Genomic DNA, 22,470 nt, shown 5'->3' on the forward strand with positions numbered 1-22,470 from the left:
CGACACCTATGCCCGGACCGTACGGCCGTGACCCGCATACGAGATATCGACGTCCTGCGGGGGTTCGCGGTGTGCGGGATCATGGTGGTGAACACCTGGCAGCACACCGCGGGAGCCGTCGAGGACCGCGTGCCCACCACGGCCGACTGGCTCGTGGAGAACCTCGCGCAGAGCCGCTTCTACCCCGTCTTCTCGTTCCTGTTCGGCGTCGGCGTGGTGCTGTTCCTGCGCTCGGCCGCGGGCCGGACGCCTCTCCCCCGCGCCGCGCTGCTGCGCCGGCTCGCCGTGCTCGCGGGGTTCGGCCTGCTGCACCGGCTGCTCAACCCCGGCGAGGTGCTGCTGCCGTACGCCCTCAGCGGCGCTCTCCTGCTGCTGCCCGCCTCCTTCCTGCCGAGGTGGGCGGTCCTCGCCGCCGGGACCGGCGCCACGGCGTGGGCGGTGCTGTTCCACGCGGGCGGCGTGTGGCTGATCCCCGGGTTGTGCCTGCTCGGCATGGCGGTGACGCTGTACGCCCCGCCGCCACGGCTGCTCGCGCCGGTGTTCGCGGTGAGCGCCGCGGCCGCCGTGGCGCTGGTCGTGTGGTGGCGTTACCTGTGGGCCCACCCGGAGACGTTCGAGTTCCCCTTCACCGTGAGCGTCTACCCGCTGACGGGCCTCGCCGCGGCGACGGCGTACTGCACGGGCGTGCTGCTGTGGCTGCGGCACCGGCCCGGCTCGCTCGGCGTGCTGGAGTCGCTCGGCCGCACGGCGCTGACCATGTACCTGTCCGGCACCGTGATCATCCTGGCCGCGCGGCCGCTGCTGGTGCCGGACCTGACCCGGTGGAGCGTCTTCGCGCTGGCCGCGGTGGCGCTCGTGGCGCAGGCGGCGTTCGCCCGGTGGTGGCTCGCCCGGTACCGCCACGGCCCGCTGGAGTGGGTGTGGCGGTGCCTCACGTGGTGGGAACTCGTGCCGAACCGCCGTGCCGTCCACAGGACGGCGGAAGATCTCGGCGGCTGAGCCCGCGGGCCCGTACTCTGGTGGCGTGACGCGCATCGCCCTGTGCCAGATCCCGGTGTCCACCGACCCCAAGGTCAACCTGGAGCGGGTCCGCGACGCGCTCGGCCGGGCGGCCTCGCGCGGCGCGGCCGTCGCCGTGTTCCCCGAGGCCACGCTGACCCGCTTCGGCAAGGGCGTCGCCGACGCCGCCGAGCCCCTCGACGGGCCGTTCCTCACCGCGGTGGCCGACGCCGCCCGCACCCACGAGGTGGCCGTCGTGCTCGGCACCTTCGAGCCCGCCGACGGCCGCGTGTACAACACCGCGGTCGTGCTGGACCGGCGCGGCAAGCTCGTGGCGGCCTACCGCAAGATCCACCTGTTCGACTCCTTCGGCGCCAGGGAGTCCGACCTGGTGGCCCCCGGGGACACCCCCGTGGTCGCCGAGCTGGCCGGTCTGCGCCTCGGGCTCGTCACCTGCTACGACGTGCGCTTCCCCGAGCTCGCCCGCGCGCTGGTCGACCAGGGCGCCGACACGTTCGTGGTGATCGCCGCCTGGGGCACCGGCCCGATGAAGGAGGAGCACTGGGCCACCCTGGTCAAGGCCAGGGCCATCGAGAACACCACCTGGACCGTCGCCGTCGGCCAGGCCCCGAACCCCGAGGCCGCCGACGGCTTCGGCGTCGGCCGCAGCATGCTGGTGGACCCTTTGGGGGTGGTTCGCGCCGACCTCGGCCCCGCGGCGTGCGTGCAGGTCGTCGAGATCGACCCCGCCGAGACCGACCGGGTGCGCGCCACCGTGCCCTCGCTCACGCACCGGCGGCCAGATATTTATCGCGCAGTGCCGAATGCCGAGGTCGGCAGATCGTAAAATGCCGGTGTGAGCGAGCTGGCACCCCTGACCCAAATGCAGAAGGTCATCCCGCCGCGCTTGCTGGTGCCCTATCTGGCGGGTCAGCGCACGATCATCTCCGGCTATGTCTACCGCGTGCAGGACTGCTCGCGGCTGGACGACCCTGAGCAGCTCGTCTCCGCGCTCGACCTGGCCTTCGAGGGCTCCGAGCTCGACGCGTCGGTCCCCGAGTTGTACGTCCTGCGCTGGCAGTCCCGCGACACCGACACCTATGTCGTACCGTACGGCCAGCACATGGGCGGAGATTGGAACGATTCGCCACCGTTCGCCGGCAACGGGTTCACCACCTCGCGCCGCCACGTCGTCCCGCAGTTCCACACGCCCCCCATGCCGATCCCGGCGGGCGCCGAGATCCAGCACATCACCGCCCGCGGGGAGCGCCGCTTCGCCGAGTACGACGGCCTGACGTGGCGGCGCGCCGCATGAACGGCATCGAGCCCGTCGGCCTCGGCTACATCGCGCGCCGCGACGAGCAGACCTTCGCCGCGGCCCTCGGGCCCGGCCCGGACGACGTCACCCTGTTCAGCGAGGAGTCCCGCGAGGGCTTCGACGCCGCCGGCGGCTACTGGCGGCGCCGGGTGCGGCGCGAGGAGCTCGAATGGCTGGTCCTGCTGCGCACCGTCGGCGCGTTCGGCGGCGAGCCGTGCGTCGTGCTCGACGAGGACGACGACGGCCTGCACATCGCGTACACCGGGCACAGCGGGCTGCGCGCCGAGGCGCTCGGCTACTGGATGGTCGACCACGGGGCGTACGAAGTGGTGGTGCCGCACGAGGAGGTCCACTCGATCCGGGTGGAACGGGTGCCCATCCCCACGCGGCCCGGGGCCGGTCAGCCGTCGCCCAGCCGCCGGTAGCGCTCCAGGCGGGCGGCCAGCCGGTCGGCGGGCGGGCGCGCCGTCAGGCCCGCGATCTCCTGTTCCAGCGCGCGGGCGACGCGCCGGCAGAAGGCCTCCTGCTCGTACGCCGCGTCCGGGAGCTCGGGGATGACCCGGTCCACGATGCCGTCCGCGGCGAGGTCGGCGGCCCGCACCCCCTGGGCGCGGGCGATCTCCTCCGCGAAGTCGACGGTGCGGTACAGGATCACCGACGCGCCCTCCGGGGGCAGCGGGGACAACCAGGCGTGCTGGGCGGCGAGCACCCGGTCGGCGGGCAGCAGGGCCAGGGCGGCGCCGCCGGCGCCCTCGCCGAGCAGCAGGCAGACGGTGGGGGCGTCCAGCATGACCAGGTCCGCCAGGGAACGGGCGATCTCGGCGGCCAGCCCGCCCTCCTCGGCGGCCTTGGACAACGCCGCGCCCGCGGTGTCGACCACCGTGACCAGCGGCAGGCCCAGCTCCTCGGCGAGCCGCATGCCGCGCCTGGCGACCCTCAGGCCGGCCGGGCCGAGGTGGCGGCCGTCCTGCTGCCTGCGGCGGTCCTGGCCGAGCACGACGGCGGGCATGGAACCGAACCTCGCGAGGGCCAGCAGCAACCCAGGGTCGTTCTCCCCCACGCCGGTGCCGTTCAGGGGGGTGACGTCGGTGGCGGCCACCTTGAGCAGGGTGCGGACGCCGGGGCGGTCGTCCCGGCGGGAGCGGTTGACGGCCTCCCAGGCGTCCACGGCCAGGGGCCGCTCCTCGGGCCCGGCGGGCACCGGCGCCGGGCCACGTCCGTCGCGCGGCGCGCACATGACGGCGAGGGCGCGGACGGCGACCTCGCGGGCGTCCTGCGCGGACACCACGGCGTCGACCAGGCCGTGCTGGAACAGGTTCTCCGCCACCTGCACCCCGGGCGGGAACGCGTACCCGTGCAGCGACTCGAAGACCCGGGGGCCGAGGAAGCCGATCAGGGCGCCCGGCTCGGCGGCGGTCACGTGCCCGAGCGACCCCCACGAGGCGAACACCCCGCCGGTGGTCGGGTGCCGCAGGTAGACGATGTACGGCAGGCCCGCGGCCCGGTGCGCCGACACCGCGGCGGTGATCTTCACCATCTGCACGAACGCCAGCGCGCCCTCCTGCATGCGGGTGCCGCCGGACGCCGGGGACGCCAGCAGCGGCAGCCCCTCGGCGGTGGCCCGCTCGACGGCACGCACCAGGCGCCCCGCCGCGACCACCCCGATGGACCCCGCGAGGAAGGAGAACTCGCAGGCCATCACGGCCACACGGCGCCCGCCGAGCCGTCCCTCGCCGGTCACCACCGACTCGTCGTACCCGCTCTTGACCCGCGCCGCCGCCAGCTCCTCGGCGTACGCCGAGCCGGGCGGCGCCGGGTCGCGCGGAGGTTCGTCCCAGGACGTGAAGGACCCGGGATCGAGCACGGTGTGGATCAGCGTGCGCGCGTCCGGGCGTGCCGCGTTCACGCTTCCCGCTTCGCCAGCCAGTCAAGCACGGCCCGCTCGTCCTGGCCGAGGTCGGGCGGGGCCAGGTGCTCGGCGGGCGGCGCGCCGTCGAAACGCAGCGGCGGGCCGGGCAGCTCGATCGGGCCGAGCACGGGATGGTCCACCGTCACCACGAGCCCCTGCGAGCGGACCTGGTCCCAGGCGTAGACCTCGTCGATGGAGCGGATCGCGCCCGCCGGGATGCCGAGGCGGGCCAGCTCGGCCAGCCAGTGCGCCCGGTCGTGCCCCGCGAGCGCCTTCTCCATGTCGGCGATGAGCTGCTCGCGGTGCGCGAAACGGTCCCTGTTGGCGGCATACCTGGGGTCGGCGGGGTCCAGGCCGAGCAGCGGCGCGAGCCTGCGCCACTGGGTGTCGTTGGCCACCGCGATCTGGATCATGCCGTCGGCGCAGCGGAACGCCCCGTACGGCGCGATGGACGCGTGGTGGTTGCCGCCCGCCGCCGGGACCTTGCCGCCGACCGTCCACGCGGTGCCGTGATAGGAGTGCACGCCGACCACCGAGGCGAGCAGCGAGGTGCGCACCACCGTGCCCTTCCCTGTGCGTTCCCGCTCGTACAGGGCGGCGACCGTGCCGTACGCGCCGTGGATGCCGGCCAGCAGGTCCGCGATGGAGGCCCCGACACGGTACGGCTCGGCAGGCGAGGGGCCGGTGAGGCTCATCAGGCCCGCCTCGCCCTGCGCGATCTGGTCGTAGCCGGGGCGGCCGCCCTCGGGGCCGTCGTGGCCGAAGCCGGTGATGGACAACACGACCAGGCGGGGGTTGAGCTCGTGCAGCCTCTCCACCGGGAAGCCGAGGCGGTCGAGCACGCCGGTGCGGAAGTTCTCCACCAGCACGTCGCTCTGCCGGACCAGGCGGGTGAGCAGCGCCGCGCCGTCGTCGCTCTTCAGGTCGACGGCGATGGAGCGCTTGTTGCGGTTGGCCGCGAGGAAGTACGTGGAGATGTCGCCGTCCGGGCCGGCGAACGGCGGGCCCCACCCGCGTGACTCGTCGCCGGTCCCGGGCTGCTCCACCTTGATCACCAGGGCGCCCAGATCGCCCAGCATCTGCGCCGCGTGCGGCCCCGCGAGGGCACGGGACAGATCGAGCACGACGATGTCACTGAGAGGTCCCCGCAAGGCCAGCCTCCACAGGTCGGCAGAACACTCCGCTCTTACACCGGCAAGCCTGCCAGGTCCCCCGGGTTCCCCGACACCCAGCCCGCCGATCTCCCGCCGTCCGGGGGCGCACGGCCCGGCATGGGGAGTTTTTTGCGCTGTACAAACGGAACGCGCCGCCCGGACCTCTGCCGGGTGGCGCGTTCCGCCGGAACACTCCGCTCAGTGATGGGTGCGGCGCGTCCGCAGCCGGTCCATGAACTGCCGGATCTTGTGCTGCGTGCGCGGGTCGCGGGCCATCGACTTCGCCCGATGCACGTGCTCACGCCCCTTGGGGCTGCGCAGATAGTCCTTGATGCGGTCAACCATGGATGCCATATCGTCACCTCGTCCGTCGGTCACCGTTTCACTGAACGGCTACCCTCAGACACCCCGATCAATCACGCATAGTGCTCACTTGCTGCAAAAACAGGACAACCCTGGTGATTACCCGGTCTTTTACAGCCCCTGGGCGGCGACGGCGGGGAGCTCGAAGTGGATGCGCACCGACGTACCCCCGGAGCGGCGGTGGACACGCACCAGGTCGGCCAGCTCGTTCACGATGAGGATGCCGCGCCCCCGCCCCACGCTGTCGGGCGGCGGGACGCGTCCCACCATGGGGTCGTCGATCTGCCCGACGTCGTCGATCTGGCACACCAGCAGGCCGTCCTCGCGCCACATCCACACCGTGCCCGGCTCGCCGGTGTGCTCGGCGGTGTTGGTCGCCAGCTCGTTCACCGCGATCAGCAGATCAGGGATCCGCTGCTCCGGCAGGCCCGCGGCCTCCGCCCACCCGGCGACGAACTCACGGAGCGGCGCCAGCGCGCCGACCCCTTCGAACGGGAACATCGCGGCCTGCCGCGGGGGCGGCGGCAACGGCCAGTCGAACGTCACGGCGGTCACCACCGGGTCGCCGTAGGACGGGCTCGCCCAGACGTCCGGGCCGTCCCACATCTCCGGGTGGGTGGTCCCGGCGTCGTCGATGGCCCGCGGCTCGAGGCCGATCGCGTCGTACGGGCACAGGATGGCCGCGTCACGCCCGGAGAACGCCGCGTTGATGAGGGCCTCGTGCGCCACGCACGCGGGGTACTCCAGCGGGCTGCGGCCCGGCCAGATGGGCTCACCGATGATCCACACGCGCCTGCCGGGGTTCGCCTCGGCGAAGGCGAGCAGCACGGCCGGGATGATGCGGCCAGGGTTGCGGCCGGCGACGGCCATGTCGCGGAAGACGACATCCGCCGCCCTGCCCCCCAGACGCTCCTTGATCAGCTCGCCCCGTTCACCGGGCACGGCCACCAACGCCGGGTCGCCGAGTGCCAGGGCGCGCTCCAGGAAGGACGCGCATCCGGTGGCGTACTCATCGAAGTCCCGGTAGATGAGACCGATATGTCGAAAAGAATCCTCCGCCGACTCCTGTGCCGACGCCGACACCGTCATCCCAACGCCTCCGGTCGCCCTTCGCCACCATTACCGTCCGCCGCCTCCCCGGCGCCCCGCCCGCTACCCACGAAAACGCCTTTCATGTGGCCGGCGCCGGAATGCCCGGATGGCCGGGGCGCCCGGCGAGGTGCGGATCGTACCCGGCCAGCTTCAACAGCCTGACCAAGGGCGGAGAGCACCCCGCGAAGCGCACCCCCATGGGCACCGAGCCGGCCGCCCGGACCAGCAGGCGAGCCGCCGCGGCGTCGGCGAACCGCAGCCGCTCGACGTCCAGGGTAAGCGGCACCCGCACCGCGGGGAAGTCGTCGGCGAGCCCCGCCAGCGTCGCGGCCAGGGCCCCGCGGTTGGACGCGTCGATCTCACCGGCCAGCCGCAGCCCCGGCGGGTCGCCGGTGCGCAGGACGCGCAGCAGGGGACGCCACCCGAAGGGGGCGTTCGGCGAGAAGGTGCACGGGTGCGCCGCGGAGAGGCGGCCGAGGCGCTCCGGGCTGAACAGGCGCCGGTCGTACTGGCAGAGCGCCATCGCGTACCCACCGGCGAACACGCGGTTCACCTCCGCCTCGTACCACTCCAGCCGCTCACCGCCGGGCACGCGCGCCGCCGCCCACGTCATGTCGCCGATGACCCGCAGCCCCGCGTACCCGCGGTCGCGCGCCGTGTCGATCTCGCGCACCCACCCGCCGATGACCGCCTCGGGCTCGAACCGCCCCGCCACCAGGTACCCCTCGGCGGTGGAGCGCACCTGGAACTGCCCCACGTCCAGCATGCGCCGCGCGTCCACCCCGCCCGCCTCCAGCTCGGCGACCACGGTCTCCTGCGGCCTGCCCGCGAAATAGAGCAGCTTGTGGTGGCGCCGGACCCCCGCCTGGGCGGACCCGACCAGCGCGGCACGCCGCTGCTCGTCGTCCTCATAGGTCACGCACACGTGGTCGCCGGGGCGCAGCCGCTCGATCACGTACGGGTCCATCGAAGAGCCTCTCCACCTACAGTGACCTCGGGTCCACCCACCCTTCAGCACGCGACCTCTGGCCCGGGTTGTCTCATCAAAGCTAATCTAATCTGTCGGGAACCCGCAAAGTGCCGGCAAGGGCTTTCTCTGCATCTCTAGTCCTACGCGCCAAATGTCTGTACCGAGGTTTCCAACGCCCCCACCATGATTCACCCTACGCCCGTCGCAGGCACCGGTTACGACTAGGACATCACCCCACAAAACACTGCCTCGCCCAGATTTGCGGCGCGGATTATTACTTTTCCCGTATTCCCCATCGGTCCCCCTACCGCGCCCGCAGCCCCCCTCTGGCGTCATCGGCTAAGTTGGTGATCTCCATCCCCCCGTCAGGATCACGAGATCAGGAGGCCCGCCCGCTGACCGCCACCGACCAGGCGCGACTGGACAGGATCATGGAACGCGTCCGCCGCCTCCTCGACCTGGCCGAACACCCCGCCACCGGCGAGGAAGAAGCCGCCGTGGCCTCCGCCCACGCCGCCGCCCTGATGCTCCGCCACGGCCTCGACGCCTCCGCCGTCCGCCGCCACACCACCGGCCACCCCGAGCAGATCGACGCCCTCGAATTCGACGTCTCCAACCGCGGCGGCCACGCGAGAGAACGCTGCTGGTCCCTCCACCTGGTCTGCGACGCCCTCGGCTGCAAAGCCGCCCAGCACTGGACAACCACCCGAGGCCAAGGCATCCGCGCCGCCACCCGCGTGACGATGACCATCATCGGCCCCACCCCCGTCCTCGACAGCCTCCGCCTCCTCCTCCCCTCCCTGACCCTCCAAATGGAAACCCACGTTAAACCAGCCCTCCACACCTACACCCCACCCCCCACCCAGGACCCCCGCACCGCGACCAGATCCTTCCGCCGCGCCTTCTACGTAGGCTTCGGCAACGGCGTCGCCACCAAACTCCGCACCCAAACCGAAACCCTGGCCAAAGACCTAAAAGGCACCACCGCCGCCCTAGTCCTCGCCGACCGCAAACCCCTAGTAACCCAAGAATTCACCCGCCGCTTCCCCAACCTCCGCAAAGCCCGCCAAACTCACCTAAACCCCACCGGCTACCACAAAGGCCACCAAGCCGGCCTCCAAGCCGACCTGGCCGACCCCACCCTCCCCGACCTCCCCCCCACCGAACTCCCCACGTAAAACCCAAGCCCCACCCACCCCCACCTGCGTTACCGTGAAGACGGGGCCATCAATTAACCACAGGGGGCGACAACCATGGGACCAGTACCACCAGGCACCGGCCCCCTGTCCCCGGACTTCTCCGGCATCGACCCCACCCAGATGGACGGCTTCATCAGCTCCCTGGACCACGCCCGAAACCAGATCGGCGAACACTCCGGCGCCATCCGACGCCTCCTGAGCACCAACGCGCTCCCCACAAGCGCCCTCAACCCCATATCCGAAATAGAACACTGGATCGACACCAAACTCCCCGACCTTCGCCGCCGCAATCAAATAGCCCACGCCACCAGCAACCTCCCCGACTGGTCCACCACCGGCACACCCCGCCTGGTGCCGTACAAGGAGCAGGCAGCGTCCTCTCCCACCGAGTCCCGCCGCCTCGGCACAGAACTCGCGGCGCGGTACAAGCAGATCGACCCGGACGCCGTCCTGGATCCCCTGCTTGACCAGAAATACCAGCAAATCATCGACACGCTCGCCGACCACGTCAACGACCCCGAATTCACCGCCGCGTTCTTCGCCGCCCTCGGCCTCGAAGCGACGGTGCTGCTGCCCGTGCTGGCGCGCCAGAAGATCGGCACGAAAAACGGCGTGGGCACCCTCGCACCGCCCAGCCTGAACGACAAAGTCCTCACGACGGTGAGCGCCGCCTTCGCAACCGCGGTGACCGCCGGCTCACACGTCCCAGGATTCGCGGCGATCAAGGAAGCCCTGCGCACCCGCCCGATGTCACGCCTCGACCAGTTCGGCGCCGGCCTCCTGGTCATCTCCGGCAAGTTCCCCGCAGCCTGGCTCGCGCAGGTCGCCACCACAAACGGCCTCGCCACCGCCAAGACCAACGCCGGCTTCCTGCACGCCCTGGGAAACAACCCCACCGCCGCCCGCCTCGCCCTACGCGCCGCCACCGGCGACTACACCAAAGACAACACCAAACTGGCCGCCCTCCTGACCCGCTTCGCCACCCGCACCCACGGCGCGTACTCCGCAAGCGAGGCAGACGCCTTCGGCCGCATGCTCGCCGCCGCCTCCGGCGCCTACGACGAGAAGGACGGCCACCACAGCAAGGACGCGGCCGCCGTCGCCTTCACCACCATGACCACCCTCGGCAAAACACACCTCGGCCAAGCGACCCGAGTACACCTGTCCGAGATCGCCGGCGCCTACGCCACAGAAATACTGGAAGGCGCCAACCTGGGCGACGCCAACCACATACTGGCCAGCTCCAACACCCCCGTGACCTCCTCACTCCCCGGCCTGAGACCCACCTTCCGCCTGAGCCCGGAGGACACCTACCGATTCCTCAAAACCTTCACCGACACTCTGGCCAACCAGGTGCCGTTTCAAACAGGCATGGGCCTTCTGACCACACGCCTGATCAACGAAGGCGTCCCCCGATTGATCAAAACCAAAGACCCGACCCACCTGGACGACATTTATGGCGCCCTGGGAAACGTCCGAGGCTTCGAGCTGGCCGCGAGAGAAACATGGGGAAACGCCCAAGACCAGGCCGCCGAAGAAGCCAGGAATTTGTCCAGCCTCCTGACCGGAAACGCCTTGGGTGCAGTCGGCCTCGTTTTTACCGGCGGTTTGGCTGTAGCTTACACCGCTTTGGGTGCTGTCTGGTCTTACCATGACACCACAAAGGCTGATCCGGAGAGCGAGGTAGAGAAAATCCGTCAGTCCGACGCCCGTGAAACCCTTGGTCGTCAGCACGCCATCACGCAAGCTCTCCTGGATGCTGGGTTTATCCCCACCGTCGCGCCCAAGGCACATGAGGCCGCTCATCAATCGAGCGTTAAGATCGTCGACCCGGGCGGCAGACTGCGCCCGTTCGCAGACATTATGAAACTAGGGAATCCCGGCTACGAGGCGCTTGATCGCTGGTTAATAGCTAATGGCCTAGGCGGAAAGAACAACCTATCACTTGGTCAGCTGACAAATCGATATGCAGACAGATTTGAAGGTCGCAAACAACGCGGCATGCTGCGCAGCTTGCAATATGATAACTAGCCAATCAAGCAGGCAGACATTGAGTCTCCCCCCGCACGACGTAGACACCTGCAGTACGGGAACCGAGCAGCAAGATCGTATAGGACGACTTGCCGGCAAGCCTTATTACTCCGCCGCTCTCATCGACAATTTCGTATCGCCCAACCCGCTTTAGTGCGCCGATCAACATGTCATTGAGAGCATCCGGGCTAGTTCGAGGATCTAGATCGACTCCTGTCGCCCCAAAAGTTTGCCTTGCCCTACCGTCAGCACAAGGAATGTTGCGCCCTCCAGGATCGGTCACTGTTACATTTTGCGCGCTTCGCTCTTTTAGCAGCTGAAGGATATGTGCCTTAAGGGTTTGACCGGCTTCTGCCACTGTGGGGTCTTTGGTGCTGGAGCAGGCGGCCAGAACGAGAAGGCAGGCGACACCACAGCAGAATCTCAGGGGAGATGATATGCCGAGCATAGGCTAGCCTCCGTGTCTGGCCGAAGCGCCGTCTAGGGTCGCATAATCATAGTGAGAACCTCTGCGCCTCCAAGTATCTAACCTTTTCGTACGGCAGGAGTGCGACTTGCCCATCGATGACGATCTGGTACCTAACCCCAGGTATCGAGAGCTGGAAGCTGTCCTCGCGGCCGTCCGTGCGCATGCCCAGGTGTTGGAGAGTGTGCTTGATCCGGTGTGCTCCCAGTTTGGGAGCCGGGCGATCTGGGTGGGGCCGACTGCTAGGGCGTTTGGGGATGAGTTGAACGGGCGGAGGGCGCGCATCAAGATTGCGGCTCGGCGAGTGGTCGAAGAGTTGGAGGCCGAGCTTCATGGCACGCCGAGAGAGGTTTCGCGGGCCGCGGCGTCTGCGCTAGGGAGTTGAGCAATGCTCAGACTTATTGCGTGGACAACACCTTGGGGTCAGGAGCGCGAAGGTCGGCCAGGGCTTCTCGCCACTCGGCGGTGGTTGAGCCGGTATGACTGAGCACCGCGTCGAAGTCATGTGCGCGTACCACCACACTACTGATCGGCAGCGTGTGTGGGTCGCGGAGGGCGGCTGTGGCGATGCGGCAGGCCTCTTCGGCTTCGCCTGCCTTGGCTAGGACGCTGGCGTGAGCGAACCGTACAAGTGCGGGGTCGCTGGTGACAGTGGGGTCGTACAGGGCCAGGGCTCGGTTCGTGGCGTCACCGGTTCCGTCGATGTCGCCCAGGTCGGCTCGTCCGCGTGCCTCGTAGAAGGTCTGACGCGCCAGTTCGTACGACAGGACGCCCGCATGAAGGCTCTCGGGGTCGCACCGGTCGAGGATGGTACGCGAACGCTCGATCGACCGCTCGAACGCGGGGCGGTCTCCCAACGAGGCGTGCGCGACCGCGGCTATCCCCCACAACCACGCGATGGGAGGAGTCGCCCCTACCGCCTGCTCCAGTCTTGGAGTGACCATCCTGAGCGCGGTGTGCGGATCCGCCGAGTACAGCGGGATAAACGCGCTGCCGACCAGGGCCAGATCGCGTAGAGCGGAGTCGCCGGCCTCGTCCGCCGCCCGTGCCGCGGCCATGTGCCAGCGATGCGCCATGGGGTACTGATCTGCGGTGAACAGGATGCGCCCGATGACGATCGAAAGCTTCGCGCCGACACGAGCGAGCCGCCGCTGAGTCTCGATCGGCTGGCGTTGCGCTAGTAATTCACGCACGCTACTCAAATGCATCAGCGCTCCCGCCATGAGACTCGCGGGAAGTACGCTCTCCAGCGTTAGTCCGAGGCGATCACTTTCCGCTTCGAGGTACAACAGTCGTCCCTCACCGGCGGTTGCGGAGTCAAGAGCCTGTTCCAACAGGTCAGGACCACGCCGGATACTTTCCGGCAGGCCCAGAGCCATGGCCGCACCCAAGTGGAGAACTTCTCGCCGGTTCGTGGCCGCCTCCCGGGAGTCGGGGCGAGGGTTGGGAGTGCCGGGGTCCTTGGTCCCAGGGTCGTACGGGGCGAGCAGTTCTGCAACGGTGTGGCCGGGGAACATTCGTTCCAGGACTCGGCAGTGGTCGGAGTGGGGCTTGGTTTTGAGGTGGCCTTTCAGCCAGCGGGCGAAGGCTTCCCGGCTGGGGGAGGAACCGACCAGGGTGCGGTCGATGCTTCTGGCTACCTTGTCGTACTCCAGGCAGAACGCTCGGTGCGTTTCCTGGTGGCGCTTCATCAGCAGCGCCTTCAGCAAGGTGAGTTGACCGGGCATGGGCGACACCTACTTATGGCGACCGGTTGATTACTCAGTGCGATAGTCGTGGACTACGGTACGGCGTCGCCTGGGCGGTGGGTGGCGGTTTCTCGGGAGTCCAGGGATACGACGCAGGGGCGCCACCGGGGAGACGGGGTGGTGACCTTGGGCGGCGGGGTGGGTGGGGTCCGGTGACGGGGAGGGCGGCCTAGGTTCGGCGGGTGAACACGGAGGTCGGGTGGGGTCGCGGGTCATCGACGCGGGTTTCTGCGGGCGGTGGGGCGGGGCCCTGGCGGCTTCGGGGTGTTGTCCTTCTCCCCGTCGGAATGGATGGCTGTCTTGACGTACGACGAACCTGGGCCGGCTTGGCCGCATGGACGGATTCGCCGAGTGCGGTACGCGGTGTGGTGTGCGGGGGTTTCCGGCATGGTGCTGGTCAGCAGTACGCAGCCGTGGGTGGTGCTCGGAGGGGAACGCGCGCGGGCGGTGTCGCTGTGGGGGTTGGCGTGGGAGTCGGTGGGGGGTGTCGGGGCGGCGGGGGCGGCGGCGTTCGTCGTGGTCGCGGTCACGCTTGTCTTGGCTGTGGGGGCGGCGGTGTGGCCGGGGAGGGTGGTGGTCGGCGGGACGTTGCTCTGCGGGGGGTTGGGGGTGTTCGTGACGGGGTGGCTTCTCGCGGAGGTAGGCGGGGCGTATCGCGGGAGTGAGCGGGCGGGGGTCACCGTCGCTCCGGAGATGGCGTTCACCGGGGTGGTGGTGCTGGTGGCGGGGGTGGGGATGTTGCGGCTGGTCGACGCGGCCGTCTATGACCTCGACATGCGGACGGTGCTCACGTTCCGGCGGACGCCGGTGGCGTTGCTGGGTGGGGGGCCGGGAGGAGTGGGGCGGCGGTGGATGCACGCCTTGTGCTGGGGCGTGGCGGCGGTGACGTTGTGGGATCGAGGTACCCGGCCCTGGGTGCGGCTGCGGGTGCGGGGAGTCCATGGGGAGACGGCGGAGACGTTGTCGTTGTGGGAGGTGCCGGGGGCGGGGCTCGGGGCGGACGTGGCACTGGCGGGGGCGGTGACGCTGGGGCTGCTCGGGGGGTCGTGCCTGTTCCTGCTGGTCGTGGGGGCGCAGCCCACGCGGCGGACGGCGCCGCCGGCGGTCGGCGCGGCGGTGGGGGCGGTGTGGGCGTCGGCGTGGCTGCAGGAGGTGGCGGCGGGGGTGCACGATCGGGACGCGGCGGTGCATCTTGAGGTGCTGCCGGGGGTGACGGGGATGGTGGCGGGGCTTACGGCGGTGGCGGTCGTGCTCGTGGCGCTGGTGGTGGTCACGCCGCGCGAGCGGGAGGACGGAGGGCAGGCCGGGTGAGGCCGGGCGGGGGTCGGGTCGAGTACGGACTTCTTCTGCGTGGAGGGCATGTGATCCCGGTACAGGACGGCGTCGTGGGTGAGGAGCCCACGCTGCGGGTGGTGGGACGGGCGGGGTTCGCGGCCACCGAGGCGGCGGTGGCGGAGGCGCGGCGGTGGTTGCGTGGGGTGCTGGCGGGGCATCCGCGGTGTGATGACGCGGTGTTGCTGTTGTCGGAGACGTTCACCAACGCCGTGGTGCACACGCGGTCGGACGCCGTCGGGGTCGTGGTGCTCGCGGATGGCGGCGAGCGGGTGCAGGTGGAGGTCGTGGATCGGGGCGCGGAGACGTTGCCCTGCACGTGTGCCCGGGCCGCCGGACGGCTTGAGGAGGGTGGGCGCGGTGTCGGGCTGCTGCGGGCGATGTCCGCGCGGTGGGGGTTCTTCGAGGAAGCGCCTTGTTGCGTCGTGTGGTTCGCCCTCGACGGGTCTGCTTGATGCGATGCCGATGGACGTCCATCGGGCCGGGCACCGTATGGCGGCGCCGGGATCGCCGTACCACGTCCCGCCGTCGCGGCGCCGGTTGGAACCGGCGACCGTGTTGGAACCGGCGACCGTGTTGGAACCGGCGACCATGTTGGAACCGGCGGCCATGTTGGAACCGGCGACCGTGTTGGAACCAGCGGCCATGTTGGAACCAGCGGCCATGTTGGAACCAGCGGCCGTGTTTGCCGTCGCCGGAACGTGCTTTTCCGACTTCGGTCGCGAAGCACATATGGCTACTCTACGTAGCCAGCGATAACTGGTGTCTTTCGTGGAATTGTCCTGATTTTGGGGACGCGAGAACGTCACCCTGCTTTCCGTGTGTCACCTCGAAGGGCTTATCTGCGATACCGGCAGCCCGCTTCCAGCCGGCCGAATCGATTATGACTCCCCCCATATGTCCCCTTACAGATATCGGGACTTGTCACATGGAGGTGCGCGATAGAGGATGCGGTGACAAAGCCGCGGCCAACAGGGATTGCGGTATGGACCGGCACCTACGGTGCTATTTAAGGATGTCTAGTGGCAGGAACTCGTCCCGCATTCCCCGACAGCACGACGCCTGAATTCCAGGCCGCGGCTCTCACCGAAGCCAATGCCTACCGGGCCAAGCACCACGCGCCGCCTCTGGTCCTGGACGACGAACTCAACGCGTACGCCCGGTCGCGAGCGGCCTCCCGGTCCGAGCAGGAGGATCTGCAAGCCGGCCATACCGGTCTGCGTTCGGGCACGGGCGAGAACATCTTCTGGGGAGGCGGCTCCGAGGTTCTGCCCGGATCGGACGCGGTCAAGAGCTGGTACGACGAGATCAGTGCGTACGACTTCGACGCGGCCCAGTTCAGCAGCGCGAGCGGGCACTTCACGCAGCTCGTCTGGAAGGGCAGCACGAAGGTCGGCATCGGACGGGCGTCGGGGCAGGGTGCGGAATACTTCGAGACGTACATCGTCTTCGTCTTCGAGGCCCCGGGAAACATGAAGGGCGCTTTCGCGGAAAACGTTCTGCGTCCCTGAACGGAGAAAGACGGCGCGGCTTATCCAGACGCACGGCGATTCGAACTCGATTCACGTGTTCGACGCCGGTGTTCTCGCGTGCCACACCCCCGGGATTCGACGACCCGGGGGTGCCGGCACGGTCGTGTACGCCGACGAGGTCGCGGGTTCACGGGGTGTCCACGTCGGGGCGGCCGCCGGAGAGGCGGAGGTAGCCGGGGCCCCGGTCGAAGAAGGGGGTGGGGGCCTGGTGGCGGAGGTGGGCGCGGAGATCGGTGGTGGCGGGGTGGTCTATCTCGGGAAGGGTGCCCGGGGGGAAGTCGGGGGTGGTGAAGAGGACGCCGTAGGCGGTCCGTGCGGATTCCAGGCTTACCTTGCCGTCGCGGACGTCGGCGGCCACCAGTGAGGGGTCGCGGTCGTAGGGGGAGCCCCAGCCGCCGCCGCCGGTGGTGTGGATCTTGATGAGTTCGCCGGCCCTGACGGGGTGGTCGTCCACCAGGCCCTCCATGGGGACGCCGTCGATGGTCACCAGGAAGGGACGGCCGGCTCGGCCGCCGTTGACGCCCCAGCAGGACAGGATGCTGCGGTCGGCGATGGACATGAACGAGGCGTCGCGGAGCATGCGGATGTGTTTCTCGTAACCCAGGCCGCCTCGGAACTTTCCGGGGCCGCCGGAGTCGCGGGTCAGGGCGAGGCGTTCGACGCGGAAGGGCCAGCGGGATTCGGCGAACTCCACGGGGATGTTGCGGGAGTCGGGGACGACGTGGATGGTGTCCTCGCCGTCGGCGTACCAGCGGCCGCCTGAGCCGCCGCCGAGGACCTCGCGCATGAGGTAGGGGCGGCCTTCGTGGTCGTCGCCGTAGACGCCGGTGTAGCGGATGGTCTCCTGGTCGGCGGGCATGCGGCCGCCGGTGGCCTTGGCGAGGACGCCTGCCAGGACGCCGAGGAGGCGGAGGATGACGAAGGTGCGGGCGTTGGTGGGGGCGGGGAAGATGGGGGTGAGCAGGGTGCCCTTCTCGGGGAAGCGCATCTCGATCAGGGGGACGACGCCTTCGTTGACGTCCAGCTCGGCCATGCGCTCGGGGGTGTCGGCGAGGTTGCGGAGGATGGGGGCGAGCCATTTCTTCAGGAACACGCCGCCCGCGTAGTCGCCGGCGTGGTTGATGGGACCCTTGGCCTGCGGGGAGGTGCCGGTGAAGTCGATGAGCAGCGGCGCGGGGGCGGCGTGGTCGACGGTGAGGGTGATGCGCTGGGTGTGCAGGCGGGGGGCGTCCACGCCGTCGTGCTCGGCGTAGTCCTCCCAGACGTAGGTGCCTTCGGGGATCTTGGACAGCAGCTCGCGGCGGAACGTCTCGGTGGTCTTGGAGATGATGGCGTCGAAGCACGCCTCGACGGCCGCCCTGCCGTACCGGTCGAAGAGCTCGCCGAGGCGGCGGGCCCCCATGAGGCACGCCGAGCACTCGGCGTCCAGGTCCCCGGCCAGGGAGTCGGGCATGCGGGAGTTGCGGGTCATGATGGTCAGCGCGGCACGGTTCGGCTCGCCGCGGTCCCACAGCTTGATCGGCGGGACCATCAGGCCCTCCTCGAACGCGCTGCGTGCGTGCGAGGGCATGGAGCCGGGGACGGCGCCGCCGATGTCGTCGTGGTGGCCGAAGGCCTGGACGAACGCGACGACCTGGCCTTCGTGGAAGACCGGCACGGTGACGCACAGGTCGGGCAGGTGGCCGATGCCGCCCTCGGAGAGGTAGACGTCGTTGTGGAAGAAGACGTCCCCGGGGTTCATCTCCTCGACGGGGAAGTCCCGCACGATGGGCTGGACGAGCGCGGAGTAGGACCGGCCGGTGAGCTTGCGCAGCCGCACGTCGTGGATGCCGGCGCGGAAGTCGTGCGCGTCGCGGATCATCGGGGAGCGGGCCGTGCGGGCGATGGCCGTCTCGACCTCCATCTCGACGGACGCCAGCGTGCCCTCGACGATCTCGACCAGTACGGGGTCGGCGGTCACCGTGTCTCTCCGTTCGCGGTGCGGCGGACGACCAGGTTGGCCCGGCCGTCGACCTCGGCGGTGAAGCCGGGGTGCAGGGGCAGCGTGGAGCCGTACTCCTCGATGACGGCGGGCCCGGTGACGACGTCGCCGCGCCGCAGGTCGCCGCGCCGGTAGACCGGGGCCTCGCCCCAGCCGTCGTCGAAGTGCACCGGCCGGGACGACGCGGGCGCGGGCGGTGTCCCCGTGCCGGGCTCGATCTCGGGGATGACCGGCCGCGTGATGGGCCCGATGCCCGAGACGCGAAGGTTGACCCATTCCACCGCGTGCCGGGGGTCGTCGCGGTACCCGTACCCGTACAGCCGCCGGTGCGCCTCGTGGAACCGGCCGGTCACCTCGTCCCGCCAGGCGGCGTCCACCGGCCCGGCGGGGGCGGGCACCCGGACCTCGTACGCCTGCCCGTTGTACCGCAGGTCGGCGCTGCGGGCGAACACGTGCCGCCCGGCCGGGAAACCCTCGCGGTCCAGCGCGTCCGCCGCCTGGGCCTCCAGGTCGCGCAGGATCGCGGCGGCGGTGTCCAGCGAGAGGTCCTTGGTGACGTGGGTGCGGACGTAGTCGTTCTTGACGTCCACGGTGAGCAGCCCGAACGCGGACACGTTCCCGGGGTTCGGCGGCACCACGACGGCGGGCAGGCCGAGGATGTCGACGAGGCGGCAGATCAGCAGCGGCCCCGAACCGCCGAACGCGACCATCGGGAAGTCCCGCACGTCCAGCCCGCGTTTCACGGTGATCTGCCGGATGGCGTTGGACTGGTTGTAGGCGCTGATCTCCAGCACCCCGGCGGCCGTACGCTCCGGCGTGAGCCCCAGCTTGGCGGCGAGGGCCTCGATGCCGGCCCGGGCGGCGTCCGCGGACAGGGGGATCTCGCCGCCGAGCAGGTGCGGCGGCACCCGCCCGAGGTAGACGTGCGCGTCGGTGACGGTGACCTCGGTGCCGCCCTTGCCGTAGCACAGCGGCCCGGGGTCGGCACCGGCCGAGCGCGGGCCGACCTTCAGCGTGCCCTCGGGTGAGATCCACGCGACCGAGCCTCCCCCGGCACCCACCGTGACGATGTCGATCATGGGGATCTTGCAGGGGTACCGCCCGATGGAGCCCTCGGTGGTGAGGGACGGCTCGCCGTCCACGACCACGGCGACGTCGGTGGAGGTGCCGCCGCCGTCCAGGGTGATCACCGAGGGGTGGCCGGCGGTGGCGGCGATCAGCGCGGCGCCGAGCGCGCCCGCGGCGGGCCCGGACAGCACGGTGGTGATCGGCTGGTGCACGACCTCGGTGGCGGACAGCACCCCGCCGTTGCTCTTCATCACCGAGAACGGCATGCCGAGCCGCGCCGACAGGTTGGCGATGTAGCGGCGCATGGTGGGCTTGACGGCGGCGTCGACCAGCGTGGTGACCGAGCGCTCGTACTCGCGGTACTCCCGCAGCACGTCGCTGGACAGGGAGACGACGGCGGAGGGGTGCTCGCGTTCCAGCACGTCGCGCATGCGCAGCTCGTGGGCGGGCTCGGCGTAGGAGTGCAGGAAGCAGACGCCGATGGCGGTGACGCCCTGGTCGCGGAACCAGCGGGCCACCTGGACGGCTTCGTCCTCGTCGAACGGCCGCACCTCCCGGCCGAGGTGGTCCAGCCGCCCCCCGACGGTGCGGACCATGTGCACCGGGACGATGCGCGGGGGTTTGACCCAGAAGTACGAGTTGCCGTACCCGTCGGGCACGCTCTGCCGGGCGATCTCCAGGATGAACTCGAAGCCCTCGGTGGTGACGAACCCGAGGTTCACCGGGCGGTCCTCGAGCAGTTGGTTGGTGGCGACGGTGGTGCCGTGCACGATGCCCGCCACCCCGGCGAGGCCGGGGCCGCCGAGCACCTTGTGTACACCGTTCATGAAGCCGTCCGCCGGGTCGGCCGGGGTCGACGGGGTCTTCGTCGTGGTGATCTCGCCGGTCTGCTCGTCCACCGCGACCACGTCGGTGAAGGTGCCCCCGGTGTCCACGCCGATACGGACGCTGCGCATGTTCCTAGTGTCTACTCAACACGTGTGAACTCCGGAATCAGCGACATCCGCCAAGCAAACCGGGCAACCCTCGGCAGGGATCGCTATGGGGCGGACGAGATGTCCTTCATGCGGGCCGCGATCTGCACCGGGTCGCCGCCGAGCAGCGCCGTCGTCGCGCGCCACCACGCGAACCACTCGCCGCTGCGCCACATCCAGTCGACACGCTCGATGGCCGCGACCACGTCGCCCTTGGCCTGCCAGCGGGTGCCGACCAGCTCGGCGGTGGCGCCGTGACGCAGGGCCCAGCGGCGCAGGGTCTCGGCGACCTCGGGGTCGACGGTCTCGGTGTACGGGTCGGGGTCCTCGCCGGGCAGCGCGTGCGGGCCGAGGCCGGCCGCGACGCCCCAGCTCCACTGGGCCTCGGCGGGGCGGGAGTACCGCAGGGTGGAGAAGTCCAGGGTGGAGCCGAGGCCTCCGTCCGGCCGCCGCCGGACGACGGCGTCCACCCGGCCGCCGGAGTCGAACGCGACGACCAGGGACGCGCCGGGGGCGGCGCCGGCCGGGACGTGGATACGGTCCTCGGCCTGCCAGGAGTTGAGGTCCACCGTGGCCACGGGGGTGCCCCACGCCTGGTCGGCCGCGTCGTCGGCGATCCAGGCGGCCAGCATCTCCAGCACGGTGAGGCTGGTCCACGGGTCGATGCCCATGGCGGCGGCGAGGGCCTCGTCCGGGGCGGGGATCTTCCCGCCGCGCCCCGTGGACCACCAGCCCGGCCCGGTGATCTCGGTACCGACGACGAGCCCCGCGATGGCCGCCAGCTCGGCGGACCTGCGGATCAGCGGCGCCCCCTGGGCCAGCTCGACGCACCGGGACGCGCGCTGCTCCCCGAGCACGGCGCCGGCCCGGCTGATCAGCGGTCCGGCCGTGGGGTGGTCCTCCCCCAGCAGGTCCCGGGTGAGCCGTCGCGCCTCGGTTCGAGCGTCCTCCGCACGGAACTCTCGCATAAGTGCAACGTTACGCTGATAGATCCTCTTAAGCGAGATTCCGTAACAAGCTCGGAATCTACCTCGATCCCCACCTCAGCCCGGCATTTTGACCGTCCGCACGGGCCTCGCCGAGATAGCCGCCGGACCTCGGCGACACTCTGCCACGGCTGGGTGCATCCGCAGGCGTCGCTGTTGCCCGCAGGGGGGCAAAGATCTAACCGTGCCGGCTCAGCGGCGGGAGGCCCGTCCGAGCACCCAGCCGATGGCGGTGCTGCCGAGCGCGATGCCCGCCCCCATGCCGAAGGCGGCGAGCACGGGCCAGACGCGGGTGGCGGCTTTCGAGGGCGGGACGGGGCGTTCGTAGACCTGGGTAGCCGCGGGGTAGGCCTGCGAGACGGCCGGTGCCGCCTGAGCGGGGACAGCCTCAGCGGGGGCGACCTGTGCGGGGACAGCCTGAGCGGCTACTACGGCTGGGAGCGGGGCCTCGGCGGGGGCGCGCAGGTGGTGTTCCACGGCGGTGAAGAACTCCCCCGCGGTCTTCTTCGCCACCGAGCCGAGCATGCGCTGGCCCACGCCGCCGATCATGCCACCGACGACGGCCTCGGCGTCGTAATCGACCCGGGTGGAGCCGCCGTCCACCTCACTGAGCAGGATCTGGACGGTGGCGTCCACGGTGCCCGGCGCGCCCGCGCCACGTGCCCTGAGCACGAAACGCTCCGGCTCCTCGGGGTCGGAAAGGGAGACCTCCCCCTGGTACACGCCCTTGATGGACGCGACGCCCGCGCTGACCGTCATGCGGTAGGTGTCCGCCCCCGTGGCCTCCAGCCGCTCGCAGCCGGGGATCGTGCGCACCAGCACCGCGGGATCCCGCAGCGCGGCCCACATCCGTTCCCGATCCACGCCGACGACGGCGCTGCCGACCACCCTCATGGCCACCTCCGATGCCGAGAGACTAAGGATCGCCGCACCATACCGATAAGAGCAACTTCCGCCCGACGCGACCGTCCGTCGTCGTCAGTTCTCGTGCCCCCCGTCCAGGGACGGCCCCGGTTCCCCGCCGTACAGCGGCGCCGATTTCGCCGTACCACGTCCCGCCGTCGCGGCGCCGGTTCCACACCCTGCGGGGACGAAGGTGGTGCGCGGGGTGGGGTTGCGCGGGGTGCAGTTGTGCGCGGGGGGCGGGGGGGTGCGCGGGAGCGAGGTGGTGCGCGGGGGGCGGCGTGGTGCGCGGGGGGCGGCGTGGTGCGCGGGGGGCGGCGTGGTGCGGCGGGAGCGCGGGTGGTGCGCGGGAGCGCGGGTGGTGCGCGGGAGCGCGGGTGGTGCGCGGGAGCGCGGGTGGTGCGCGGGAGGGCGGGTGGTGCGTAGGGGTGGGGTGGTGCGTAGG

The 22,470-nt window shown here is 70.4% G+C and carries 19 protein-coding genes and 1 pseudogene; 9 read left to right on the plus strand and 11 right to left on the minus strand.

Annotation, left to right across the window (positions count from 1 at the left end; translation table 11 throughout):
- The first annotated feature begins 27 nt into the window (after positions 1-27).
- The 4 genes from ABGB17_RS36525 to ABGB17_RS36540 are packed head-to-tail and all read left to right on the plus strand — an operon-like array spanning position 28 to position 2,742.
- Entirely contained in the window at positions 28-999 is a 972-nt protein-coding gene (locus tag ABGB17_RS36525; protein ID WP_347638518.1) for a DUF418 domain-containing protein, read from the plus strand.
- 25 nt (positions 1,000-1,024) lie between these two features.
- The gene (locus ABGB17_RS36530) at positions 1,025-1,846 is read left to right on the plus strand and encodes a carbon-nitrogen hydrolase family protein (RefSeq protein ID WP_347638520.1); all 822 of its coding nucleotides are present in this window, start codon (positions 1,025-1,027) and stop codon (positions 1,844-1,846) included.
- A gap of 9 nt (positions 1,847-1,855) precedes the next feature.
- The gene (locus ABGB17_RS36535) at positions 1,856-2,314 is read left to right on the plus strand and encodes a hypothetical protein (RefSeq protein ID WP_347638522.1); all 459 of its coding nucleotides are present in this window, start codon (positions 1,856-1,858) and stop codon (positions 2,312-2,314) included.
- A complete protein-coding gene (locus tag ABGB17_RS36540) occupies positions 2,311-2,742 on the plus strand; it encodes a hypothetical protein (protein WP_347638524.1) in 432 nt (143 codons plus the stop codon). Before ABGB17_RS36535 ends, ABGB17_RS36540 begins: the two co-directional genes overlap by 4 nt.
- On the opposite strand, the gene ABGB17_RS36545 is transcribed toward ABGB17_RS36540, so the two are convergent.
- From ABGB17_RS36545 to ABGB17_RS36565, 5 genes are all read right to left on the minus strand, one after another.
- The gene (locus ABGB17_RS36545) at positions 2,718-4,223 is read right to left on the minus strand and encodes a carboxyl transferase domain-containing protein (RefSeq protein WP_347638526.1); all 1,506 of its coding nucleotides are present in this window, start codon (positions 4,221-4,223) and stop codon (positions 2,718-2,720) included. The two genes, ABGB17_RS36540 and ABGB17_RS36545, sit on opposite strands and share 25 nt — an antisense overlap.
- Complete coding sequence (locus ABGB17_RS36550; RefSeq protein ID WP_347638528.1) at positions 4,220-5,377, minus strand: CoA transferase; 1,158 nt, start codon at positions 5,375-5,377, stop codon at positions 4,220-4,222. The genes ABGB17_RS36545 and ABGB17_RS36550 overlap by 4 nt, the downstream gene beginning before the upstream one ends.
- A gap of 201 nt (positions 5,378-5,578) precedes the next feature.
- The gene (locus tag ABGB17_RS36555) at positions 5,579-5,734 is read right to left on the minus strand and encodes a hypothetical protein (protein ID WP_347638529.1); all 156 of its coding nucleotides are present in this window, start codon (positions 5,732-5,734) and stop codon (positions 5,579-5,581) included.
- Between the two features lie 120 nt (positions 5,735-5,854).
- The gene (locus ABGB17_RS36560) at positions 5,855-6,832 is read right to left on the minus strand and encodes a sensor histidine kinase (RefSeq protein WP_347638531.1); all 978 of its coding nucleotides are present in this window, start codon (positions 6,830-6,832) and stop codon (positions 5,855-5,857) included.
- A gap of 82 nt (positions 6,833-6,914) precedes the next feature.
- Positions 6,915-7,802 carry an MEDS domain-containing protein gene (locus ABGB17_RS36565; RefSeq protein ID WP_347638533.1) on the minus strand — a complete coding sequence of 296 codons (888 nt, stop codon included), beginning with the start codon at positions 7,800-7,802 and terminating at the stop codon, positions 6,915-6,917.
- A gap of 350 nt (positions 7,803-8,152) precedes the next feature.
- Between ABGB17_RS36565 and ABGB17_RS36570 the strand changes: the two genes are divergently transcribed.
- Together ABGB17_RS36570 and ABGB17_RS36575 are read left to right on the plus strand one after the other, a co-directional pair.
- The gene (locus ABGB17_RS36570; protein WP_347638535.1) at positions 8,153-8,983 is read left to right on the plus strand and encodes a DUF2786 domain-containing protein; all 831 of its coding nucleotides are present in this window, start codon (positions 8,153-8,155) and stop codon (positions 8,981-8,983) included.
- 141 nt (positions 8,984-9,124) lie between these two features.
- Entirely contained in the window at positions 9,125-11,035 is a 1,911-nt protein-coding gene (locus ABGB17_RS36575) for a DUF6571 family protein (RefSeq protein ID WP_347638536.1), read from the plus strand.
- A gap of 864 nt (positions 11,036-11,899) precedes the next feature.
- Here ABGB17_RS36575 and ABGB17_RS36580 read toward each other — a convergent pair.
- Positions 11,900-13,228 carry a hypothetical protein gene (locus ABGB17_RS36580; RefSeq protein ID WP_347638537.1) on the minus strand — a complete coding sequence of 443 codons (1,329 nt, stop codon included), beginning with the start codon at positions 13,226-13,228 and terminating at the stop codon, positions 11,900-11,902.
- A 372-nt stretch (positions 13,229-13,600) separates the two neighbouring features.
- Between ABGB17_RS36580 and ABGB17_RS36585 the strand changes: the two genes are divergently transcribed.
- From ABGB17_RS36585 to ABGB17_RS36595, 3 genes are all read left to right on the plus strand, one after another.
- Complete coding sequence (locus tag ABGB17_RS36585; protein ID WP_347638539.1) at positions 13,601-14,560, plus strand: hypothetical protein; 960 nt, start codon at positions 13,601-13,603, stop codon at positions 14,558-14,560.
- A gap of 50 nt (positions 14,561-14,610) precedes the next feature.
- Complete coding sequence (locus ABGB17_RS36590) at positions 14,611-15,036, plus strand: ATP-binding protein (RefSeq protein WP_347638541.1); 426 nt, start codon at positions 14,611-14,613, stop codon at positions 15,034-15,036.
- A 567-nt stretch (positions 15,037-15,603) separates the two neighbouring features.
- Positions 15,604-16,092, plus strand: coding sequence for a CAP family protein (locus tag ABGB17_RS36595; RefSeq protein WP_347638543.1), 489 nt, complete (start codon positions 15,604-15,606; stop codon positions 16,090-16,092).
- A gap of 148 nt (positions 16,093-16,240) precedes the next feature.
- Here the strand turns inward: ABGB17_RS36595 and ABGB17_RS36600 are convergent, their stop codons facing one another.
- The 5 genes and pseudogenes from ABGB17_RS36600 to ABGB17_RS36620 form a co-directional block, all read right to left on the minus strand.
- Complete coding sequence (locus ABGB17_RS36600) at positions 16,241-18,073, minus strand: hydantoinase B/oxoprolinase family protein (protein ID WP_347638545.1); 1,833 nt, start codon at positions 18,071-18,073, stop codon at positions 16,241-16,243.
- Positions 18,070-20,118, minus strand: coding sequence for a hydantoinase/oxoprolinase family protein (locus ABGB17_RS36605; RefSeq protein ID WP_347638547.1), 2,049 nt, complete (start codon positions 20,116-20,118; stop codon positions 18,070-18,072). Before ABGB17_RS36605 ends, ABGB17_RS36600 begins: the two co-directional genes overlap by 4 nt.
- Before the next feature lie 83 nt (positions 20,119-20,201).
- Positions 20,202-21,104 (minus strand): hypothetical protein, encoded by a 903-nt coding sequence (locus ABGB17_RS36610; protein ID WP_347638549.1) that lies wholly within the window; start codon positions 21,102-21,104, stop codon positions 20,202-20,204.
- 210 nt (positions 21,105-21,314) lie between these two features.
- The gene (locus ABGB17_RS36615; protein WP_347638551.1) at positions 21,315-22,016 is read right to left on the minus strand and encodes a carbon monoxide dehydrogenase subunit G; all 702 of its coding nucleotides are present in this window, start codon (positions 22,014-22,016) and stop codon (positions 21,315-21,317) included.
- Between the two features lie 84 nt (positions 22,017-22,100).
- Positions 22,101-22,470, minus strand: a pseudogene (locus tag ABGB17_RS36620) (hypothetical protein); the annotation flags it as partial.

The organism is Sphaerisporangium sp. B11E5 (genome assembly GCF_039871875.1).
GTDB lineage: Bacteria > Actinomycetota > Actinomycetes > Streptosporangiales > Streptosporangiaceae > Sphaerisporangium.